This is a genomic window from Pseudomonas sp. NPDC090203, from assembly GCF_044746765.1.
Taxonomy (GTDB): domain Bacteria; phylum Pseudomonadota; class Gammaproteobacteria; order Pseudomonadales; family Pseudomonadaceae; genus Aquipseudomonas; species Aquipseudomonas putida_AD.
In genome coordinates, this window is sequence record NZ_JBIVCV010000007.1 from 134,909 (window position 1) to 150,687 (window position 15,779).

The following is a 15,779-nucleotide window of genomic DNA, read 5'->3' on the forward strand; positions in this document are numbered from 1 at the left end:
CAGCTTTTTTTGGCGTTCGCCACCGTTCACACACACTTTCGACGCAGGATTCCGTCATGATTCGTACGCCCCTGGCAACTGCCAGTCTGCTGGCCCTCGCTATCGCCCTGGCCGGTTGCGACCAAGGCAAGGACAAGCCCGCCGCTGCCGCGCCCACTCCGGCCCCAGCCGCCGCACAGGCGCCCGCTGCCGCTCCGGCCCCAGCGCCAGCCCAGACCAGCGATGCCGAGGCCAAGGCCGTGGTCGCGAACTACGCGAACATGGTCTTTGCCGCATTCAGCGACGCCGAATCCACCGCCAAGGCACTCAGCACCGCGGTCGACGCCTTCCTCGCCACGCCAAACGACGCGACCCTCAAGGCCGCGCGCGATGCCTGGCTCGCCGCCCGCGTTCCGTACATGCAGACCGAAGTCTTCCGCTTCGGCAACACCATCATCGACGACTGGGAAGGTCAGGTGAACGCCTGGCCGCTGGACGAAGGCCTGATCGACTACGTCGCCAAGGACTACCAGCACGCCCTCGGCAACCCGGGCGCCACCGCCAACATCATCGCCAATAAATCGATTCAGGTTGGCGAAGACAAGGTCGATGTCAGCGAAATCACCCCTGAGAAACTCGCCAGCCTGAACGAGCTGGGCGGCTCCGAAGCGAACGTCGCCACCGGCTACCACGCCATCGAATTCCTGCTCTGGGGCCAGGACCTGCACGGCACCGGCCCAGGCGCCGGCGAGCGGCCTGCCAGCGACTACATCGACGGCAAAGGCGGCACCGGTGGCCACAATGACCGTCGTCGCGCCTACCTGAAGGCGGTCACCGACCTGCTGGTCAGCGACCTGGAAGAAATGGTCAACAACTGGAAGCCGGGCGTTGCCGACAACTACCGCGCCTCGCTGGAAGCCGAACCAGGCGACAGCGGCCTGCGCAAGATGCTGTTCGGCATGGGCAGCCTGTCGCTGGGCGAGCTGGCGGGCGAGCGCATGAAGGTCGCGCTGGAAGCCAACTCCAGCGAAGACGAACACGACTGCTTCAGCGACAACACCCACAACTCGCACTTCTACAACGGCCTGGGAATCCGCAACGTTTACCTGGGCGAGTACACCCGCGTAGACGGCAGCAAAGTCAGCGGCCCGAGCCTGTCGTCGCTGGTGGCAAAAGCCGATGCCGCCACCGACGCCACCCTGCGCGCCGACCTGGACGCTACCCAGGCCAAGTTGCAGGTCATCGTCGATCACGCCAACAAGGGCGAGCACTTCGATCAGTTGATCGCCGCAGGCAACACTGCTGGCAACCAGGTGGTTCGCGACGCCATCGCAGCACTGGTCAAGCAGACCGGCGCCATCGAACAGGCCGCAGGCAAACTGGGCATCACCGACCTGAATCCGGACAACGCCGATCACGAGTTCTGATCCCGAGTCCCAGGCGCGTCTTGCGGCGCGCGTGCAGGCAGCAACACCGGATGCCGATCCAGAAATGGATCGGCATTTTTCATGCTCTGAAAAATATTGAAACTCCTTGTAAAAACAGGCTTTTCAGGACCGATCCGTAAATTTTGTAGGGCATTTCCTGATCGTCCGATGTCGGATTGAACACTGGGTTTTCGCCGCCGATGATGCGTACTTCCTTGCCCCATCCCATCCAGGAGGAGACAGAAAGTGCCCAGAGGAAACAAGAAAAGGCGCCGCGTCAGTAAACTCAAAGCCAACGATTACGGTATCCACCTGTTGGTCGGCATCAAGGGGCCTCGTGCCTGGAAGGTGACGATCTATCGTGACGGCACAACCTTCAACCGACTGTTCTCTTTCTCCCGCTACGGCGGTCGCGAGGCGGCACGCAAGGCGGCGGACGCCTGTCGCGACCAACTGTTGCTCAACCACCTGCCCCGCCTGAGCCGGGACATCCGTCAGCGCATCATCGCCACCAACACCAGCGGCTATCCCGGCGTGCATTACCGCTGCTACACAGGCACTGCCTACTGGGTGGCGCGCACCACGCTGCGCAATGGCAGCAGTGTCACCAAGTCGTTCCGGGTCGAGTACTACGGCTATGAACGAGCCAAGGAGCTGGCGATCCGCGAGCGAGAACGGCAGCTCGACACCGTGGGCGACTACCGTTCGTTCAAAGTGGTCGAGGGCGAACAGCGCCTGATGCAACTGATGATCGAAAACCCGACGCTGGAAATTGCCGGCATGTGAACCGCACTTGCGCTTCGCCTTTCCGGGCGGAGCGCTAATTGGTAACAACCTATTGCGAGAGGCGCTTCCAAACGCAAATCCCTCTTATTCCCTACAGGCGGGGCTGGTAAGCTTGCTCGCCCCGATTTCACGCCCTTTGCAGGATCTGTATGACTGTGCGGTTCCGTCTTTCGCTTTTCCTGCTGATGGCTGTGGCCCTCGGTGGGTGCGATGACGCCCCGCGTTTTACCTCGGCAGAACCTGGCGAAGCACAATCGGGCGGCGCTGCGACGGTCAACCGGAGCGACCGCAACGCGTTCTCCCTGCCTTCCGGCAACCTGTCACCTTCGCGGCGGCTGGATTTCAGTGTCGGCAACAGTTTCTTCCGCAACCCTTGGGTCATCGCGCCCTCGACCACCACGGCCCGGGATGGCCTGGGGCCGCTGTTCAACACCAACGCCTGCCAGAACTGCCACATCAAGGACGGCCGCGGACACCCGCCCGAGCCCGGCGCTGACAACGCCGTTTCCATGCTGGTGCGCCTGTCCATCCCGGATGAGCCGGGCGAGCCTACGCCCGCCTACGCCAGGCAGATCCAGCAGATGGGCCTGACGCCTGAGCCGGTGTACGGCACGCAATTGCAGGACATGGCAGTTCCCGGAGTGGTGCCCGAAGGCAAGGTGCGCGTGGTCTACGACACCCTGACCGTGCATTTCCGCGACGGCACGCCGGTGCAACTGCGCCGCCCGACCCTGCAGATCACTCAACTGGGATACGGCCCGATGCACCCGCAAACCCGCGCTTCGGCCCGTATTGCGCCGCCCATGATCGGCCTTGGCCTTCTGGAGGCGATCCCCGAAGCAGCGATCCTGGCCAACGCCAACGCCGAGAACCATAACGGCAGCGGCATCACCGGCAAACCCAACTGGGTCTGGGATGATGTCCGGCAGAAAGTCGTGCTCGGGCGCTTTGGCTGGAAAGCCTCACAGCCAACCGTGCTTCAACAGAACGCCCATGCACTGGCAGGCGACATGGGTCTGACGTCCAGCCTCAAGACCCGCGATGACTGCACCCCGACCCAGACCGCCTGCCTTGAGGCACCCAACGGCGAAGGGCCGGATGGCGAGCGGGAAGTCAGCGACAATATCCTGCGGCTGATGACCTTCTACGCACGCAACCTGGGTGTTCCGGCGCGCCGCGACGTGGGCGACCCGCAAGTGCTGGAGGGCAAGAATCTGTTCTTCAAGGCCGGTTGCCAGCAGTGCCATACACCGCAGTTCACCACCTCGGCCAACGCCCCGGAGCCGGAGCTGGCCAACCAGGTGATTCGCCCCTATACCGACCTCTTGCTGCACGACATGGGCGAAGGGTTGGCCGACAACCTCAACGAGTTCCAGGCCAACGGCCAACAATGGCGCACGGCGCCGCTGTGGGGGATCGGGCTGACCCAGACGGTCAGCGGTCATACCCAGTTCCTGCACGACGGCCGCGCTCGCAATCTGATGGAAGCGGTGCTGTGGCACGGCGGCGAAGCGCTGCCGGCCCAGCGCCAGGTCCTGGCTTTTGACGCTCAGCAGCGGGCTGCGCTGCTGGCGTTTCTGAATTCTCTATAACTTTTTGCAAATAAGGAGCCGGGCATGTTCCGTCCCAAGCTGTTGTTCACCGGCCTTGCCGCCCTCGCGCTGGGCGCCTGCGCCCCTTCGGATCCGCAAGCCGTGACGTCCGCTGCCATCGCCAAGCAGGTGATCCTGCCGACCTACAGCCGCTGGGTAGACGCCGACCGGCAACTGGCGGTCAGCGCCCTCGCCTACTGCCAGGGCAAGAGCGACCTGGACACGGCCCGTGCCGACTTCCTTCACGCGCAGAAGGCCTGGGCCGAATTGCAGCCGCTGCTGATCGGCCCGCTGGCCGAGGGCAACCGTTCCTGGCAGGTGCAGTTCTGGCCTGACAAGAAGAACCTCGTGGGCCGTCAGGTCGAGCAACTGGTGACGGCCCAGCCGCAGATCACTGCCGAAGCCCTGGCCAAGTCCAGCGTGGTGGTGCAAGGCCTGTCGGCCTACGAATACATCCTGTTCGACGCCAACATCGACATGGCCGCTGCCGACCAGAAAGCGCTCTACTGCCCGCTGCTGACCGCCATCGGCGAACGCCAGAAAAACCTGGCAGAGGAAATCCTCAACAGCTGGAACAGCACCGACGGCATGCTCGCGCAACTGAGCAAGTTTCCGAACCAGCGTTACGCCGATTCCCACGAAGCCATCGCCGAATTGCTGCGTGTTCAGGTGACGGCGCTGGACACCCTGAAGAAGAAGCTAGGCACGCCTCTGGGCCGCCAGTCCAAAGGCGTACCGCAGCCGTTCCAGGCCGATGCATGGCGCAGCAAGGCTTCGCTGAGCAGCCTGCAGGCGAGCCTGGCCAGTGCCGAGACCGTCTGGTCCGGTGTCGACAACAAAGGCCTGCGTGGCCTGTTGCCTGCCGAGCAGAAACCGCTGGCCGACAAGATCGACGCCGCCTATGCCGAAAGCCGCAAGCAGCTGGCCGCGCTCAAGCCGCCGCTGGTCGAATTGCTGGCGACCGAACAGGGCCGTCAGCAGTTGAATGCGTTCTATGACAGCCTTAACGTGGTGCATCGCCTGCACGAGGGCGAACTGGCCAAGGCGCTAGGCATTCAATTGGGGTTCAACGCCAACGATGGTGACTGATATGTTGCGACGTCAGGCTCTTGCGCTGGGCAGCCTCGTTCTCAGCGCCTGCACGCTGGGTGGCTGGACGCTGTTGCGCAAAAAAGGGGAAAGCCCGCTGCTGCTGTCCGCCCGTGACGACAGCGACGGCCGCCACTACGCCGTGGGTTACCGGGTGGACGGCACGCGGGTGTTCGCCACGCAAGTGGCCCAGCGTTGCCACGACATCATCGATCACCCTACCCTTTCGATTGCGCTGTTCGTCGCCCGCCGTCCGGGCACCGAAAGCTACCTGATCGACCTGCGCGACGGCCGCCTGTTGCAGACCATCACTTCACGGCCCAACCGGCATTTCTACGGCCACGCGGTGATCCACAAGGGCGGTGAGTGGCTGTACGCCACGGAAAACGACACCACCGATCCCGGCCGGGGGCTGCTGGGCGTCTATCGTTTCAACGGTGAGCGTCTGGAGCACAGCGGCGAGATTCCCACCCACGGCATCGGCCCGCATCAGGTGTCCTGGATGCCTGACGGTGAAACCCTGGCGGTCGCCAACGGCGGCATTCGCACTGAGGCCGAAAGCCGCGTGGAGATGAACCTCGACGCCATGGAGCCGAGCCTGGTGCTGATGCAGCGTGACGGTACGCTGCTGAGCAAGGAGACACTGAGCCAGCAGATGAACAGCGTGCGCCACATGGCCATTGCCCGCGACGGCACCATCGTGGCCGGACAGCAGTTCATGGGGCCGTCCCACGAGTCCGCCGAGTTGCTGGCGATCAAGCGTCCAGGACAGCCGTTTCAGGCCTTTCCCGTGGCTGAACAGCAGTTGCAGGCGATGGCGCACTACACCGCCAGCGTGGCGATCCACAATGAGTTACGTCTGGTGGCCTTAACAGCGCCGCGCGGCAATCGTTTCTTCATTTGGGACCTGGACAGCGGCGCAGTGAAGCTCGATGCGCCACTGCCCGATTGCGCCGGTGTCGGCGCCGTGGCCGACGGTTTCGTGGTGACCTCGGGCCAGGGCCGCTGCCGGTTCTATGATTGCCGCCAGAACACCCTCGCGCCCCAGCCGCTGGAATTGCCGGCGGGGTTGTGGGACAACCATTTGCATTTGGTGGGGTTGGCTTGAAATCGCTATATGGATGCCCTTCGGGCGCATCGCGGGCAAGCGCGCTCCTACATTGTTTGCAACGTGCCGCATTCTGATGGACCGCGTTGGCCGCCTCGGTCCATCAGGCCATGGTACGTTGCAACAAATGTAGGAGCGCGCTTGCCCGCGACCAGGCCCGAAGGGCATCCATGTAACGATCTAAAATAAGACACGAATAGCGTGCTCGCCTGATTCATCCGTTTTCCAAGGAAGTGGAATATGTTGCGTCGCCGTATGTTGCTCATGCTGGCTGTAGTGGTGATCGTGGTACTGGCCCTAGGAGGGTACAAGGCCTTTTCGATCTACAAACAGATCCAGCAGTTCTCTGCCCCCAAACCGCCCATCAACGTTGCCGTCGCGGTCGTCGAAGAACGCTCGTGGGAAAATCGCCTGCCCGCCATCGGCAGCCTCAAAGCGTTTCAGGGCGTGGACCTGAGCCTGGAAATCGCCGGCACCGTGAAGGCTGTGCAGTTCGAATCCGGGCAGAAGGTCAAGGTCGGCCAGCCCCTGCTGCAACTGGACAGCGACGTGGAAAAGGGCCTCTTGGGCACCGCCGAAGCGGACCTGGGCCTGGCTCAGGTCGATTACGCCCGGGGCAGCAAGCTGGTGGGCGACGCGGCCATTTCCCGCGGCGAGTTCGACAAGCTCGCGGCCACCCAGAAGAAAGCCGCCGCCACCGTCGCCCAACTCAACGCATCACTGGCCAAGAAGCGCATTCTTGCGCCGTTCAGCGGCACCATCGGCATTCGTCAGGTGGACGTCGGCGACTACCTGGCCAGCGGTACGGTGATCGCTACCTTGCAGGACCTGAGCAGCCTCTACGCCGACTTCTTCGTGCCCGAGCAAATGCTGCCCAAACTTGCGATCGGCCAGAAAGTGCAGGTCAGCGTGGCCGCGTACCCCGGCAGCACGTTCGACGCCAGCATCAGCGCCATCAACCCCAAGGTCGAGGACGCCACCCGCAACGTGCTGATCCGCGCCACCCTGCCCAATCCTGACGGCAAATTGTTGCCCGGCATGTTCACCAGCCTGTCGGTCATCCTCGGCCAGGACAGCCGTGAGCTGGTGGTGCCCGAGAGCACCATCACCTACACGCTGTACGGCAATTCGGTGTTCGTCGTGGGGCCGAAAAAAGGCGCCGACGGCAAGCCGGAAAACAACAGCAAAGGCGAACCGCAGTTGGCCGTGGAGCGGCGCTTCGTGCAGACCGGCGAGCGCCGGGGCGGATTCGTCATCATCAGCAAGGGATTGCAAGCCGGCGAACAGGTCGTGACCGGAGGCCAGCTCAAGCTGGACAACGGCGCCAGCGTCGCCATCAGCGCCGATACGGCAGCCCCCGTCGAGCAGCACAGCCAGGGCTCAAAGCCCGGATCTGCTGACTGATCGACCTGACTGTCAAAGGAGCTTTCATCGATGGCATTCACAGACCCGTTCATCCGCCGCCCGGTCCTGGCCAGCGTCATCAGCCTGCTGATCGTGCTGCTGGGTTTCCAGGCGTTCAGCAAACTCACCATCCGCGAATACCCGCAGATGGAGAACGCCCTGATCACCGTGACCACGGCCTACCCCGGCGCCAACGCCGAGACCATTCAGGGCTACATCACCCAGCCCTTGCAGCAGAGCCTGGCCAGCGCCGAAGGCATCGACTACATGACTTCGGTGAGCCGCCAGAACTTCTCGGTGATCTCGATCTACGCGCGTATCGGCTCCAACAGCGACCGGCTCTACACCGAGCTGCTGGCCAAGGCCAACGAGGTGAAGAACAAGCTGCCGCAGGACGCCGAAGACCCGGTGCTGAGCAAGGAAGCCGCCGACGCCTCGGCCCTGATGTACATCAGTTTCTACAGCTCGGAGCTGAACAACCCGCAGATCACCGACTATCTGTCCCGGGTCATCCAGCCCAAGCTCGCCACGCTGCCGGGCATGGCCGAGGCGGAGATTCTTGGCAACCAGGTGTTCGCCATGCGCCTGTGGCTGGACCCGGTCAAGCTCGCAGGTTTCGGCCTGACCGCCAACGACGTCACGGATGCGGTGCGCAAGTACAACTTCCTTTCTGCGGCCGGTGAGGTGAAGGGCGAGTACATCGTCACCAGCGTCAACGCCACCACGGACCTCAAGTCCCCCGAGACCTTCGCCGCCATCCCGCTGAAAACCGTCGGCGACAGCCGCGTGCTGCTGGGGGATGTGGCGCGGGTGGAAATGGGCGCGGAAAACTACGACACCGTCAGCTCGTTCGACGGCACGCCCTCGGTGTACATCGGCATCAAGGGCACGCCCAGTTCCAACCCGCTGGACGTCATCAAGGAAGTGCGGCGCATCATGCCGGAGCTGGAAAGCCAGTTGCCGCCGAGCCTGAAAGCCTCCATCGCCTACGACGCCACGCTGTTCATCCAGGCCTCGATCCACGAGGTCGCGAAGACCCTGATCGAAGCCGTGCTGATCGTGATCGTGGTGGTCTTCCTGTTCCTGGGCGCATTGCGCTCGGTGCTGATCCCGGTGATCACCATCCCGCTGTCGATGATCGGCGTGTTGTTCTTCATGCAGATGATGGGCTACTCGATCAACCTGCTGACGCTGCTGGCCATGGTGTTGGCCATCGGCCTGGTGGTGGACGACGCGATCGTGGTGGTGGAAAACATCCATCGGCACATCGAGGAAGGCAAGACGCCCCTCGATGCTGCGCTGGAGGGTGCCCGCGAGATCGCCATGCCGGTGGTCTCGATGACGATCACCCTGGCGGCCGTCTACGCGCCCATCGGCTTCCTGCAGGGGCTGACGGGTGCGCTGTTCAAGGAATTCGCCCTGACGCTCGCCGGCGCCGTGGTGATTTCCGGCATCGTCGCCCTGACACTCTCGCCGATGATGTGCGCGATGCTGCTGCGCCACGACGAGAACCCCAGCGGCCTTGCCCACCGCCTCGACCGGATCTTCGACGGCCTGAAGACCCGCTATCAGCGCCTGCTGCACGGCACGCTGAACACGCGGCCGGTGGTGATCGTGTTCGCGGTGCTGGTGCTGTGCCTGATTCCGGTGTTCCTCAAGTTCAGCCAGTCGCAACTGGCGCCGGACGAGGACCAGGGCATCATCTTCATGATGGCCACCTCGCCGCAGCCGACCAACCTCGACTACATGAACAAGTACACCGACCAGTTCATCAGTATCTTCAAGGCGTTCCCGGAGTACTACTCCTCGTTCCAGATCAACGGTTTCAACGGCGTGCAGACCGGCGTCGGCGGCTTCCTGCTCAAGCCGTGGGACGAGCGCAGCCGCACCCAGATGGAATTGCTGCCGCAAGTCCAGGCCAAGCTCGAAGGCATCACCGGCTTGCAGATCTTCGGCTTCAACCTCCCGTCGCTGCCGGGCACCGGTGAGGGCCTACCGTTCCAGTTCGTGATCAACACGCCCAACGACTACGCGGCGCTGCTGGAGGTGGTCGACCGGATCAAGAAACGCGCGACCGAATCCGGCAAGTTCGCCTTCCTGGATGTGGACCTGGCGTTCGACAAGCCGGAGGTGGTGGTCGATATCGACCGCGCCAAGGCGGCGCAGATGGGGGTGTCCATGCAGGACCTGGGCGGCAGCCTTGCGACATTGCTCGGCGAGGCGGAGATCAACCGCTTCACCATCGATGGCCGCAGCTACAAGGTCATTGCCCAGGTGGAGCGCGCCTACCGCGACAATCCGCAATGGCTGTCCAACTATTACGTGAAAAACACCGATGGCAAGATGCTGCCGCTGTCGACCCTGATCACGGTCAGCGACCGGGCGCGGCCGCGTCAGCTCAACCAGTTCCAGCAGCTCAACTCGGCGATCATCTCGGGCTTCCCGCTGGTGAGCATGGGTGAAGCCATCGATACGGTCCGCGACATCGCCCGCGAAGAAGCTCCGGCCGGGTTCGCCTATGACTACGCCGGCGCGTCCCGGCAGTTCGTGCAGGAAGGTAATGCGCTGTGGGTCACGTTCGGCCTGGCACTGGCGATCATCTTCCTGGTGCTGGCCGCGCAGTTCGAAAGCTTCCGTGACCCGCTGGTGATTCTGGTGACGGTGCCACTGTCGATCTGCGGGGCGCTGATACCGCTGTTCCTCGGTGTCTCGACGCTGAACATCTACACCCAGGTGGGGCTGGTGACCCTGATTGGTCTGATCAGCAAGCACGGCATCCTGATCGTCGAATTCGCCAACCAGTTACGCCGGGACAAGGGCCTGAGCGCCCGCGAGGCGGTGGAAGAAGCCGCCGCAATCCGCCTGCGCCCGGTGCTGATGACCACCGCTGCGATGGTGTTCGGCATGGTGCCGTTGATCCTCGCGACCGGCGCAGGCGCCGTGAGCCGCTTCGACATCGGCCTGGTGATCGCGACGGGGATGTCGGTGGGGACGTTGTTTACGCTGTTTGTGTTGCCTTGTTTCTACACCTTGCTGGCGGGAAGGGATTCGAAGTCGCAGCGTGAGGGCGGGGTTGAGTTGAAATCGCCACATTGATGCCCTTCGGGCGCATCGCGGGCAAGCGCGCTCCTACATTTGTTGCAACGTGCCGCATCAGATGGACCGCGTTGCTAGCCTCGGTCCATCTGGCCATGGCACGTTTCAACAAATGTAGGAGCGCGCTTGCCCGCGACAAGGCCCGAAGGGCATCCGCGTAAGAATCCAAAGCCAACAGAAACAAAAAAGCCCCGAATCCTCGGGGCTTTTTTGTCACATGATGCTCTCAATGCTGCGGCCCCGAACCCTGGGCCAGCCCGAACATCAACAACAGCAGATCGTGATCCGGGCGAACGGGCGAGTCGATCTTCGCCACCCGCGGCAAGGCACATTGCCCCTCGCCGTGTACTGCGCTCAGAATCTTCGGTCTGGGTTGCTCCCAGGCTGCCATGGCTATGGATGCGATGCCCAACGCCCCGACTACAAACAAACCTCGCGCCAGTTCTAACTTCATCGATCTAAACCTTTGATGGGGCTGCCAAACGCCGTCTCGTAAAAGTAGACGAGCTTCTTCCAGTCCGCAGGCTGGAACGACGAATGGCGACGCAACTGCTTCATGTCGTGCTGGGCGGCGCCGTAGGCGGTCAGACGCTGACGGCATTTCTCCAGATCCAGCAGCGCCACTTCAGGCCTGGCGTTCGCACCCTCGCCCACCACGCGGACGAAAACGTGCTTGATATAGATGCAACTGTGCTGCCAGCGCCCCTTGTGCATGCGCGCCAGGTTCTGCGCCAGTTCCTTGAGCATCTGCTCATGAACAGCCTCGCCGAACTGCTCGCGACCACCGGCCTTCAGCCAGTTCTCGTACTCGTCGTAGCCCTCCAGCGCAGCGGTCACCAAGAGGGCTCGCCACTGGTTGTTCTCGTCACGCTCCGCGCCGCAGAACACCATGCGCGGCACGTTGACGTCGAGTTGACGCAAGCCCTCGAGGGCATCGCGCTCGCGCAGCACCGTCGGGCGACCGAAGGGATGCAGCCAGCTGCGGTAGATGTGACCGACCTGGCGCTTGACGTACAGCAGGCGGCCATTCTCCGACACGACGCGCTGAACGCCACTTTCCCCACCGCGACGAACGTTAGGCTCTTCTACCCAATCACCCTTGGTATTCCAGAAATAGGCAAAACGGTCCTTGGCGGGAACGGTCAACTCAGCTGCGAAATCCACGGCCATCCTGTTACCTCTTACGTAATAGATACACTCGCCACATGGCGTACAACGGCAGGAAATCCAGTCGTTCCTGGATGCGGAATCCTGCCTGTTCGAACTCGGCCTCGACTGTGGCCACCGGTAACACGAAGCGGTTCTGGTAACCCTCCTGATGGCGATTACGCTCGGCACGCTTGCGTTTCCAGGCTTTGAAATTGCCATCGACCCACAACGAAATGATCACGCTGTCGCGGGTGACTCGATGAAACTCGTTGAGCAGCACTGCTCTGTCTTCCGGGTTTCCTACATGGTGCAAGAGCCGCATGCAGAAAATGTTGTCTACAGCGTTGTCAGGCATGTCGATGGCGAATGCAGATGTCTGCAAGGGCTGTACCCATTTCACCACCTCGGCCGGCTGCGACTCGCAGGCGGTCTTGACCATCGACGCCGAATTGTCGGCCCCGATGATGACCCGATTGGCCTTTTCTGCCAGCAGCGGCCAGAAACGACCGGCGCCACAGGGCAGGTCCAGAACCAGTCCCGGCTCACCTGCCAGCGCCAGTGCGCGGCGGGCCAACTGCTTGTCGCGACGATCAGACATCTGCCGGGCGAATCCGTCCCGGTGCTTGCGAAAATATTTTCTGGCGTGCTCGTCGTCGTATTTACGTGAGAAATCAAGCTCGACCCGCTTGCTCATGGCTGTATCTCCTGAAGGTGATACCGCCAAAATTAAGGGGATTTACGTGATCCTCAGGTCACCTGAATGTGAAAAAAACGTCCAGAGCGCCGCGCAAATGTTACGAGGTTTTACCAGAAGATAGGGCTAGCATATGGCCATAAGCTGCACGATCACAGCAAACTTTACATTGTCTGTACATTTGTACCAACTCGGTGTTGCCGCTATCACTCCGTACGTTTCTTGAATTCGACGCTGAATCGACAGCCATTCGGCTGCATGTGGTCCAGGCTCACTGTCCAGCCCTGGTTCTCGCAGATCCGCTGAACCAGCGACAGCCCAAGCCCCAAGCCCTCCCCGCGCTTCTCGTTACCGCGCACGAACGGCTGGAACATCGCCTCGCGCTTTTCTTCGGGAATGCCGACGCCCGAATCCTCGACGGTAAAGCCCTGCGCCAGCAGCGTCAGGCGAATGAAACCGTGATCGGTGTAGTGCAGCGCATTTCGCAGCAGGTTGCCCATTACCGCATACAGGAAGGTCGCGTTGTAATTGCCGTGGGACGCATGCTCGGGGTGGTACTCAAGCAACAACCCCTTGGCCTCGATAGGCTCGCGCCACAGGGTCAGCAGCTGTTGGGCCGCGCCCTGCAGGGTCAACTGGGGGTTCATGCTGGCGTCGTCGCGCTGGGTGCGGGCCAGCATCAGGAAGGTCTGCACCAGATCACGCATCTCTTCGCAGGCACGTTCGATGCGCTCGACCTGGGCACGGGCGCGCTGATCCAGCGCCGGGTTTTCCAGCAGCAGTTCGCAAGAACTTGCCAGCACCATCAGCGGGGTGCGCAGCTCGTGGCTGACGTCGCTGGTGAACATGCGCTCGCGGGTCAAGGCATCGCGCAGGCGACCCAGGGTGGCGTCGAAGGCCACTGCCAACTCCCCCACTTCATCGGCCGCATAGTCCGGGGCCAGAGGCGGTGCCAGGCCCAGCAACTGGTCACGATGGCGCACCTGGCGCGCCAGGCGCACCACCGGTGCCATGACCCGACGTGCAAGCACCCAGCCCAGGAACACCGCCAGCGCCAGCGCCAGCACGAAGCCCACCAGCACCACGGCGAACAGCACGCGCTCGCGCTCTTCGAAGTCGCTCTGATCCTGCAGCAGCACGTAATGACGGCCGTCCACTACTTCGACCATGGCGTGGTACGACAGCGGTCCACGAAACACTTCGTGAAAGCCCGGCTCCAGATGCCGCAGATCCTTGGGCAGTTCGAAGTCACCCGGCCCGCCGCTGAAATAGAACAACTGGTCGGGCTCGGGCCGGTGGCTCCAGTCCTCGACACTGTCCATCAACAACAGGCGGGTGAGGTCACCCCCCAAGCCTGACGAGATCAGCTTTTCTTCCACCAGGTGCACCGTCGCGACGATGCCCATGGCGAACGACCCGGCCACCAGCGCGCTCATCAACGCAAAGGCGATGATGATCCGCTGGGCAAGGCTCTGCTTAAACTCCATCGCGGCCCTCGGCCAGACGGTATCCGACACCGTGCACGGTCTGCAGCAGCGGTTTGGCGAATGGCTTGTCGATCACCTGACGCAACTGGTGGACGTGGCTGCGCAGGCTGTCGCTGTCCGGGCAATCGTCGCCCCACAGTGCTTCTTCGAGAATTTCGCGACGCAGCACATGAGGGCTCTTCTGCATCAGTACGGCCAGCAGCTTGAGGCCCACCGGGTTGAGCTTGAGCATGCGGCCTTCGCGCGTGACTTCCAGGGTGTCCAGGTCATAGATCAGGTCAGCCACCTGCAAGGTGCGCCGGCCGCCGCCCTGGGCGCGACGCAGGACCGCCTCGATGCGCGCAGCCAGCTCTGAAAGCGCAAAGGGCTTGAGCAGGTAATCGTCGGCGCCGGAACGGAAGCCTTGCAGACGATCATCGAGCTGGTCGCGGGCGGTGAGCATGATGACCGGCGTGTCGCGACGGGCATCTTCACGCAGACGCTTGCACAGGGTGTAGCCGTCGATGCCGGGCAGCATGATGTCGAGCACGATCAGGTCGTAGTGTTCGGTGGCGGCAAGGTGCAGTCCGGACAGGCCGTCCTGCGCGCAATCCACGGTATAGCCCTTCAAACCCAGGTAGTCGGCCAGGTTCGCCAGGATGTCGCGGTTGTCCTCAACCAGCAGAATTCTCATGGGTGCATGTCTCCATATGCGGTTGTCGGCGTGACCCGGGCACAGCGCAAGCCTGTGCACTCGATGAGTCAGAGTTGGCGGCAGCTTAAGGCCAAGCGCGCCCGAGGGCCAGCGCCCGAGTGCATAACGTTTTTTTCACTCGTGATTCACAGCCCCGCGACAGGCCGGGGTACAGACTGCCGAACGCTCTCGGTCAACCTCCTTGCCATTACACGGGATTTCCCATGTCAGACGTTTTCGAACGGCCCGCCTCGCGCCCGATCAACCTTTGGGTTTATCTGGGTATTCCGGCGATCACCGCCATCACCCTGCTGTTGCTGGAACTCACTTCGCTGGACATGGACATCGCCAAGCTGGCCTACGATCCGGCAGCGGGCGGGTTCATCGGCAAGCACAGTTACTTTCTGGAAAACATACTTCACGACCGCGCCAAACAGGCCGTGATTGCAATGGGGGTGCTGTCATTTGCCGGTTTCGTCGCCTCTTTCTTCGTCGGGCCGCTCAAGTCATGGAAACGCGAGCTTGGTTGCCTGGTGCTGTCGATGGCGTTGTCCACCAGCTTCGTCACGCCGGTCAAAGTGGTGACCTCCGTGCAATGTCCCTGGAGCCTGACCGAATTCGGCGGCCAGGAAACCTACAGCGAACTGCTCAGCCCACGCCCACCGACTGACAAGCCAGGGCGTTGCTGGCCGGGTGGTCACGCGGCAACCGGTTTTACCCTGTTCGCACTGTTCTTCGTCTTCCGCGACCGCCGTCCACGCCTGGCCAAGGCCGGCCTGATCTTCGCATTTGGCCTGGGCACGGTGTTTTCCGTCGGCCGGATGTTGCAGGGCGCGCATTTCTTTTCGCACAACATCTGGACGGCGGTGTTTTGCTGGCTGATCTGCCTGGGGGCTTATTACGCCGTGTTGTACCGGCCGGTGGGCGGGAAAGACAAGGTGGTCGAGGGGGCGGCGGTTTCGGGGTAGTTGGCTTGGGATCGTTAGTCTGATGCCCTGGCGGGCGCTATCGCGGGCAAGCGCGCTCCTACATTTGTTGCAACGTGCCATGGCCTGATGGACCGAGTTGGTAGCCTTTGGGGTTCACTTGAAATCGGGTTGGAATGCCAAAGGCGAACAAGGTGATCTTTCAGAATGCGGCACGTTGCAACAAATGTAGGAGCGCGCTTGCCCGCGATAGCGCCCGAAGGGCATCAATGTAGCGATCCCAACCCAGGCTTAAACCCAACGCCTCCTTTAAAAAACTCCCACCCATAAAAAAACCCCGCCGAAGCGGGGTTTTTTGTACATCGGGGT

13 protein-coding genes are annotated in these 15,779 nt (G+C 62.4%); 8 read left to right on the top strand and 5 right to left on the bottom strand.

The genetic code is table 11. The features are described 5' to 3' along the window. Window positions 1–56: 56 nt before the first annotated feature. The 7 genes from ACIPO9_RS14085 (at window position 57) to ACIPO9_RS14115 (ending at window position 10,481) form a co-directional block, all read left to right on the top strand. The gene (locus ACIPO9_RS14085; protein ID WP_274135973.1) at window positions 57–1,406 is read left to right on the top strand and encodes an imelysin family protein; all 1,350 of its coding nucleotides are present in this window, start codon (window positions 57–59) and stop codon (window positions 1,404–1,406) included. Between the two features lie 246 nt (window positions 1,407–1,652). Next, entirely contained in the window at window positions 1,653–2,192 is a 540-nt protein-coding gene (locus ACIPO9_RS14090; protein ID WP_274135972.1) for an AP2/ERF family transcription factor, read from the top strand. 149 nt (window positions 2,193–2,341) lie between these two features. Continuing rightward, window positions 2,342–3,784 carry a di-heme oxidoredictase family protein gene (locus ACIPO9_RS14095; RefSeq protein ID WP_400781571.1) on the top strand — a complete coding sequence of 481 codons (1,443 nt, stop codon included), beginning with the start codon at window positions 2,342–2,344 and terminating at the stop codon, window positions 3,782–3,784. A gap of 24 nt (window positions 3,785–3,808) precedes the next feature. Continuing rightward, window positions 3,809–4,873 (top strand): imelysin family protein, encoded by a 1,065-nt coding sequence (locus ACIPO9_RS14100; protein WP_274135970.1) that lies wholly within the window; start codon window positions 3,809–3,811, stop codon window positions 4,871–4,873. A 1-nt stretch (window position 4,874) separates the two neighbouring features. After that, window positions 4,875–5,981, top strand: a complete 1,107-nt coding sequence (locus tag ACIPO9_RS14105) for a DUF1513 domain-containing protein (RefSeq protein WP_400781573.1) — start codon at window positions 4,875–4,877, stop codon at window positions 5,979–5,981. A 240-nt stretch (window positions 5,982–6,221) separates the two neighbouring features. Then, entirely contained in the window at window positions 6,222–7,385 is a 1,164-nt protein-coding gene (locus ACIPO9_RS14110) for an efflux RND transporter periplasmic adaptor subunit (protein WP_400604754.1), read from the top strand. 30 nt (window positions 7,386–7,415) lie between these two features. Beyond that, entirely contained in the window at window positions 7,416–10,481 is a 3,066-nt protein-coding gene (locus ACIPO9_RS14115) for a multidrug efflux RND transporter permease subunit (protein WP_274135964.1), read from the top strand. 226 nt (window positions 10,482–10,707) lie between these two features. Here ACIPO9_RS14115 and ACIPO9_RS14120 read toward each other — a convergent pair whose 3' ends face one another. The 5 genes from ACIPO9_RS14120 to colR form a co-directional block, all read right to left on the bottom strand. Further along, window positions 10,708–10,935, bottom strand: a complete 228-nt coding sequence (locus tag ACIPO9_RS14120; protein WP_274135963.1) for a hypothetical protein — start codon at window positions 10,933–10,935, stop codon at window positions 10,708–10,710. Further along, window positions 10,932–11,651 carry a lipopolysaccharide kinase InaA family protein gene (locus ACIPO9_RS14125; RefSeq protein WP_400604757.1) on the bottom strand — a complete coding sequence of 240 codons (720 nt, stop codon included), beginning with the start codon at window positions 11,649–11,651 and terminating at the stop codon, window positions 10,932–10,934. The genes ACIPO9_RS14120 and ACIPO9_RS14125 overlap by 4 nt, the downstream gene beginning before the upstream one ends. A gap of 4 nt (window positions 11,652–11,655) precedes the next feature. After that, a complete protein-coding gene (locus ACIPO9_RS14130) occupies window positions 11,656–12,324 on the bottom strand; it encodes a class I SAM-dependent methyltransferase (RefSeq protein WP_400781576.1) in 669 nt (222 codons plus the stop codon). Between the two features lie 206 nt (window positions 12,325–12,530). Further along, window positions 12,531–13,811: a HAMP domain-containing sensor histidine kinase gene (locus tag ACIPO9_RS14135; RefSeq protein WP_274135958.1), complete on the bottom strand. Its 1,281-nt coding sequence runs from the start codon at window positions 13,809–13,811 to the stop codon at window positions 12,531–12,533. Next, window positions 13,801–14,484 carry a two-component system response regulator ColR gene (gene colR, locus ACIPO9_RS14140; protein ID WP_081565296.1) on the bottom strand — a complete coding sequence of 228 codons (684 nt, stop codon included), beginning with the start codon at window positions 14,482–14,484 and terminating at the stop codon, window positions 13,801–13,803. Before colR ends, ACIPO9_RS14135 begins: the two co-directional genes overlap by 11 nt. 224 nt (window positions 14,485–14,708) lie before the next feature. Here colR and ACIPO9_RS14145 point away from each other — a divergent pair, with 224 nt between their 5' ends. Then, entirely contained in the window at window positions 14,709–15,452 is a 744-nt protein-coding gene (locus ACIPO9_RS14145; RefSeq protein ID WP_274135956.1) for a phosphatase PAP2 family protein, read from the top strand. The last annotated feature ends 327 nt before the right edge of the window (window positions 15,453–15,779 follow it).

Excerpts from the sequence above, each read along its gene's own strand:
- ACIPO9_RS14130 (WP_400781576.1), bottom strand. The coding sequence starts at position 12,324 with ATGAGCAAGCGGGTCGAGCTTGATTTCTCACGTAAATACGACGACGAG.
- ACIPO9_RS14120 (WP_274135963.1), bottom strand. The coding sequence starts at position 10,935 with ATGAAGTTAGAACTGGCGCGAGGTTTGTTTGTAGTCGGGGCGTTGGGC.
- ACIPO9_RS14110 (WP_400604754.1), top strand. The coding sequence starts at position 6,222 with ATGTTGCGTCGCCGTATGTTGCTCATGCTGGCTGTAGTGGTGATCGTG.
- ACIPO9_RS14125 (WP_400604757.1), bottom strand. The coding sequence starts at position 11,651 with ATGGCCGTGGATTTCGCAGCTGAGTTGACCGTTCCCGCCAAGGACCGT.
- ACIPO9_RS14135 (WP_274135958.1), bottom strand. The coding sequence starts at position 13,811 with ATGGAGTTTAAGCAGAGCCTTGCCCAGCGGATCATCATCGCCTTTGCG.
- ACIPO9_RS14115 (WP_274135964.1), top strand. The coding sequence starts at position 7,416 with ATGGCATTCACAGACCCGTTCATCCGCCGCCCGGTCCTGGCCAGCGTC.
- ACIPO9_RS14145 (WP_274135956.1), top strand. The coding sequence starts at position 14,709 with ATGTCAGACGTTTTCGAACGGCCCGCCTCGCGCCCGATCAACCTTTGG.
- ACIPO9_RS14105 (WP_400781573.1), top strand. The coding sequence starts at position 4,875 with ATGTTGCGACGTCAGGCTCTTGCGCTGGGCAGCCTCGTTCTCAGCGCC.
- ACIPO9_RS14085 (WP_274135973.1), top strand. The coding sequence starts at position 57 with ATGATTCGTACGCCCCTGGCAACTGCCAGTCTGCTGGCCCTCGCTATC.
- colR (WP_081565296.1), bottom strand. The coding sequence starts at position 14,484 with ATGAGAATTCTGCTGGTTGAGGACAACCGCGACATCCTGGCGAACCTG.
- ACIPO9_RS14095 (WP_400781571.1), top strand. The coding sequence starts at position 2,342 with ATGACTGTGCGGTTCCGTCTTTCGCTTTTCCTGCTGATGGCTGTGGCC.
- ACIPO9_RS14100 (WP_274135970.1), top strand. The coding sequence starts at position 3,809 with ATGTTCCGTCCCAAGCTGTTGTTCACCGGCCTTGCCGCCCTCGCGCTG.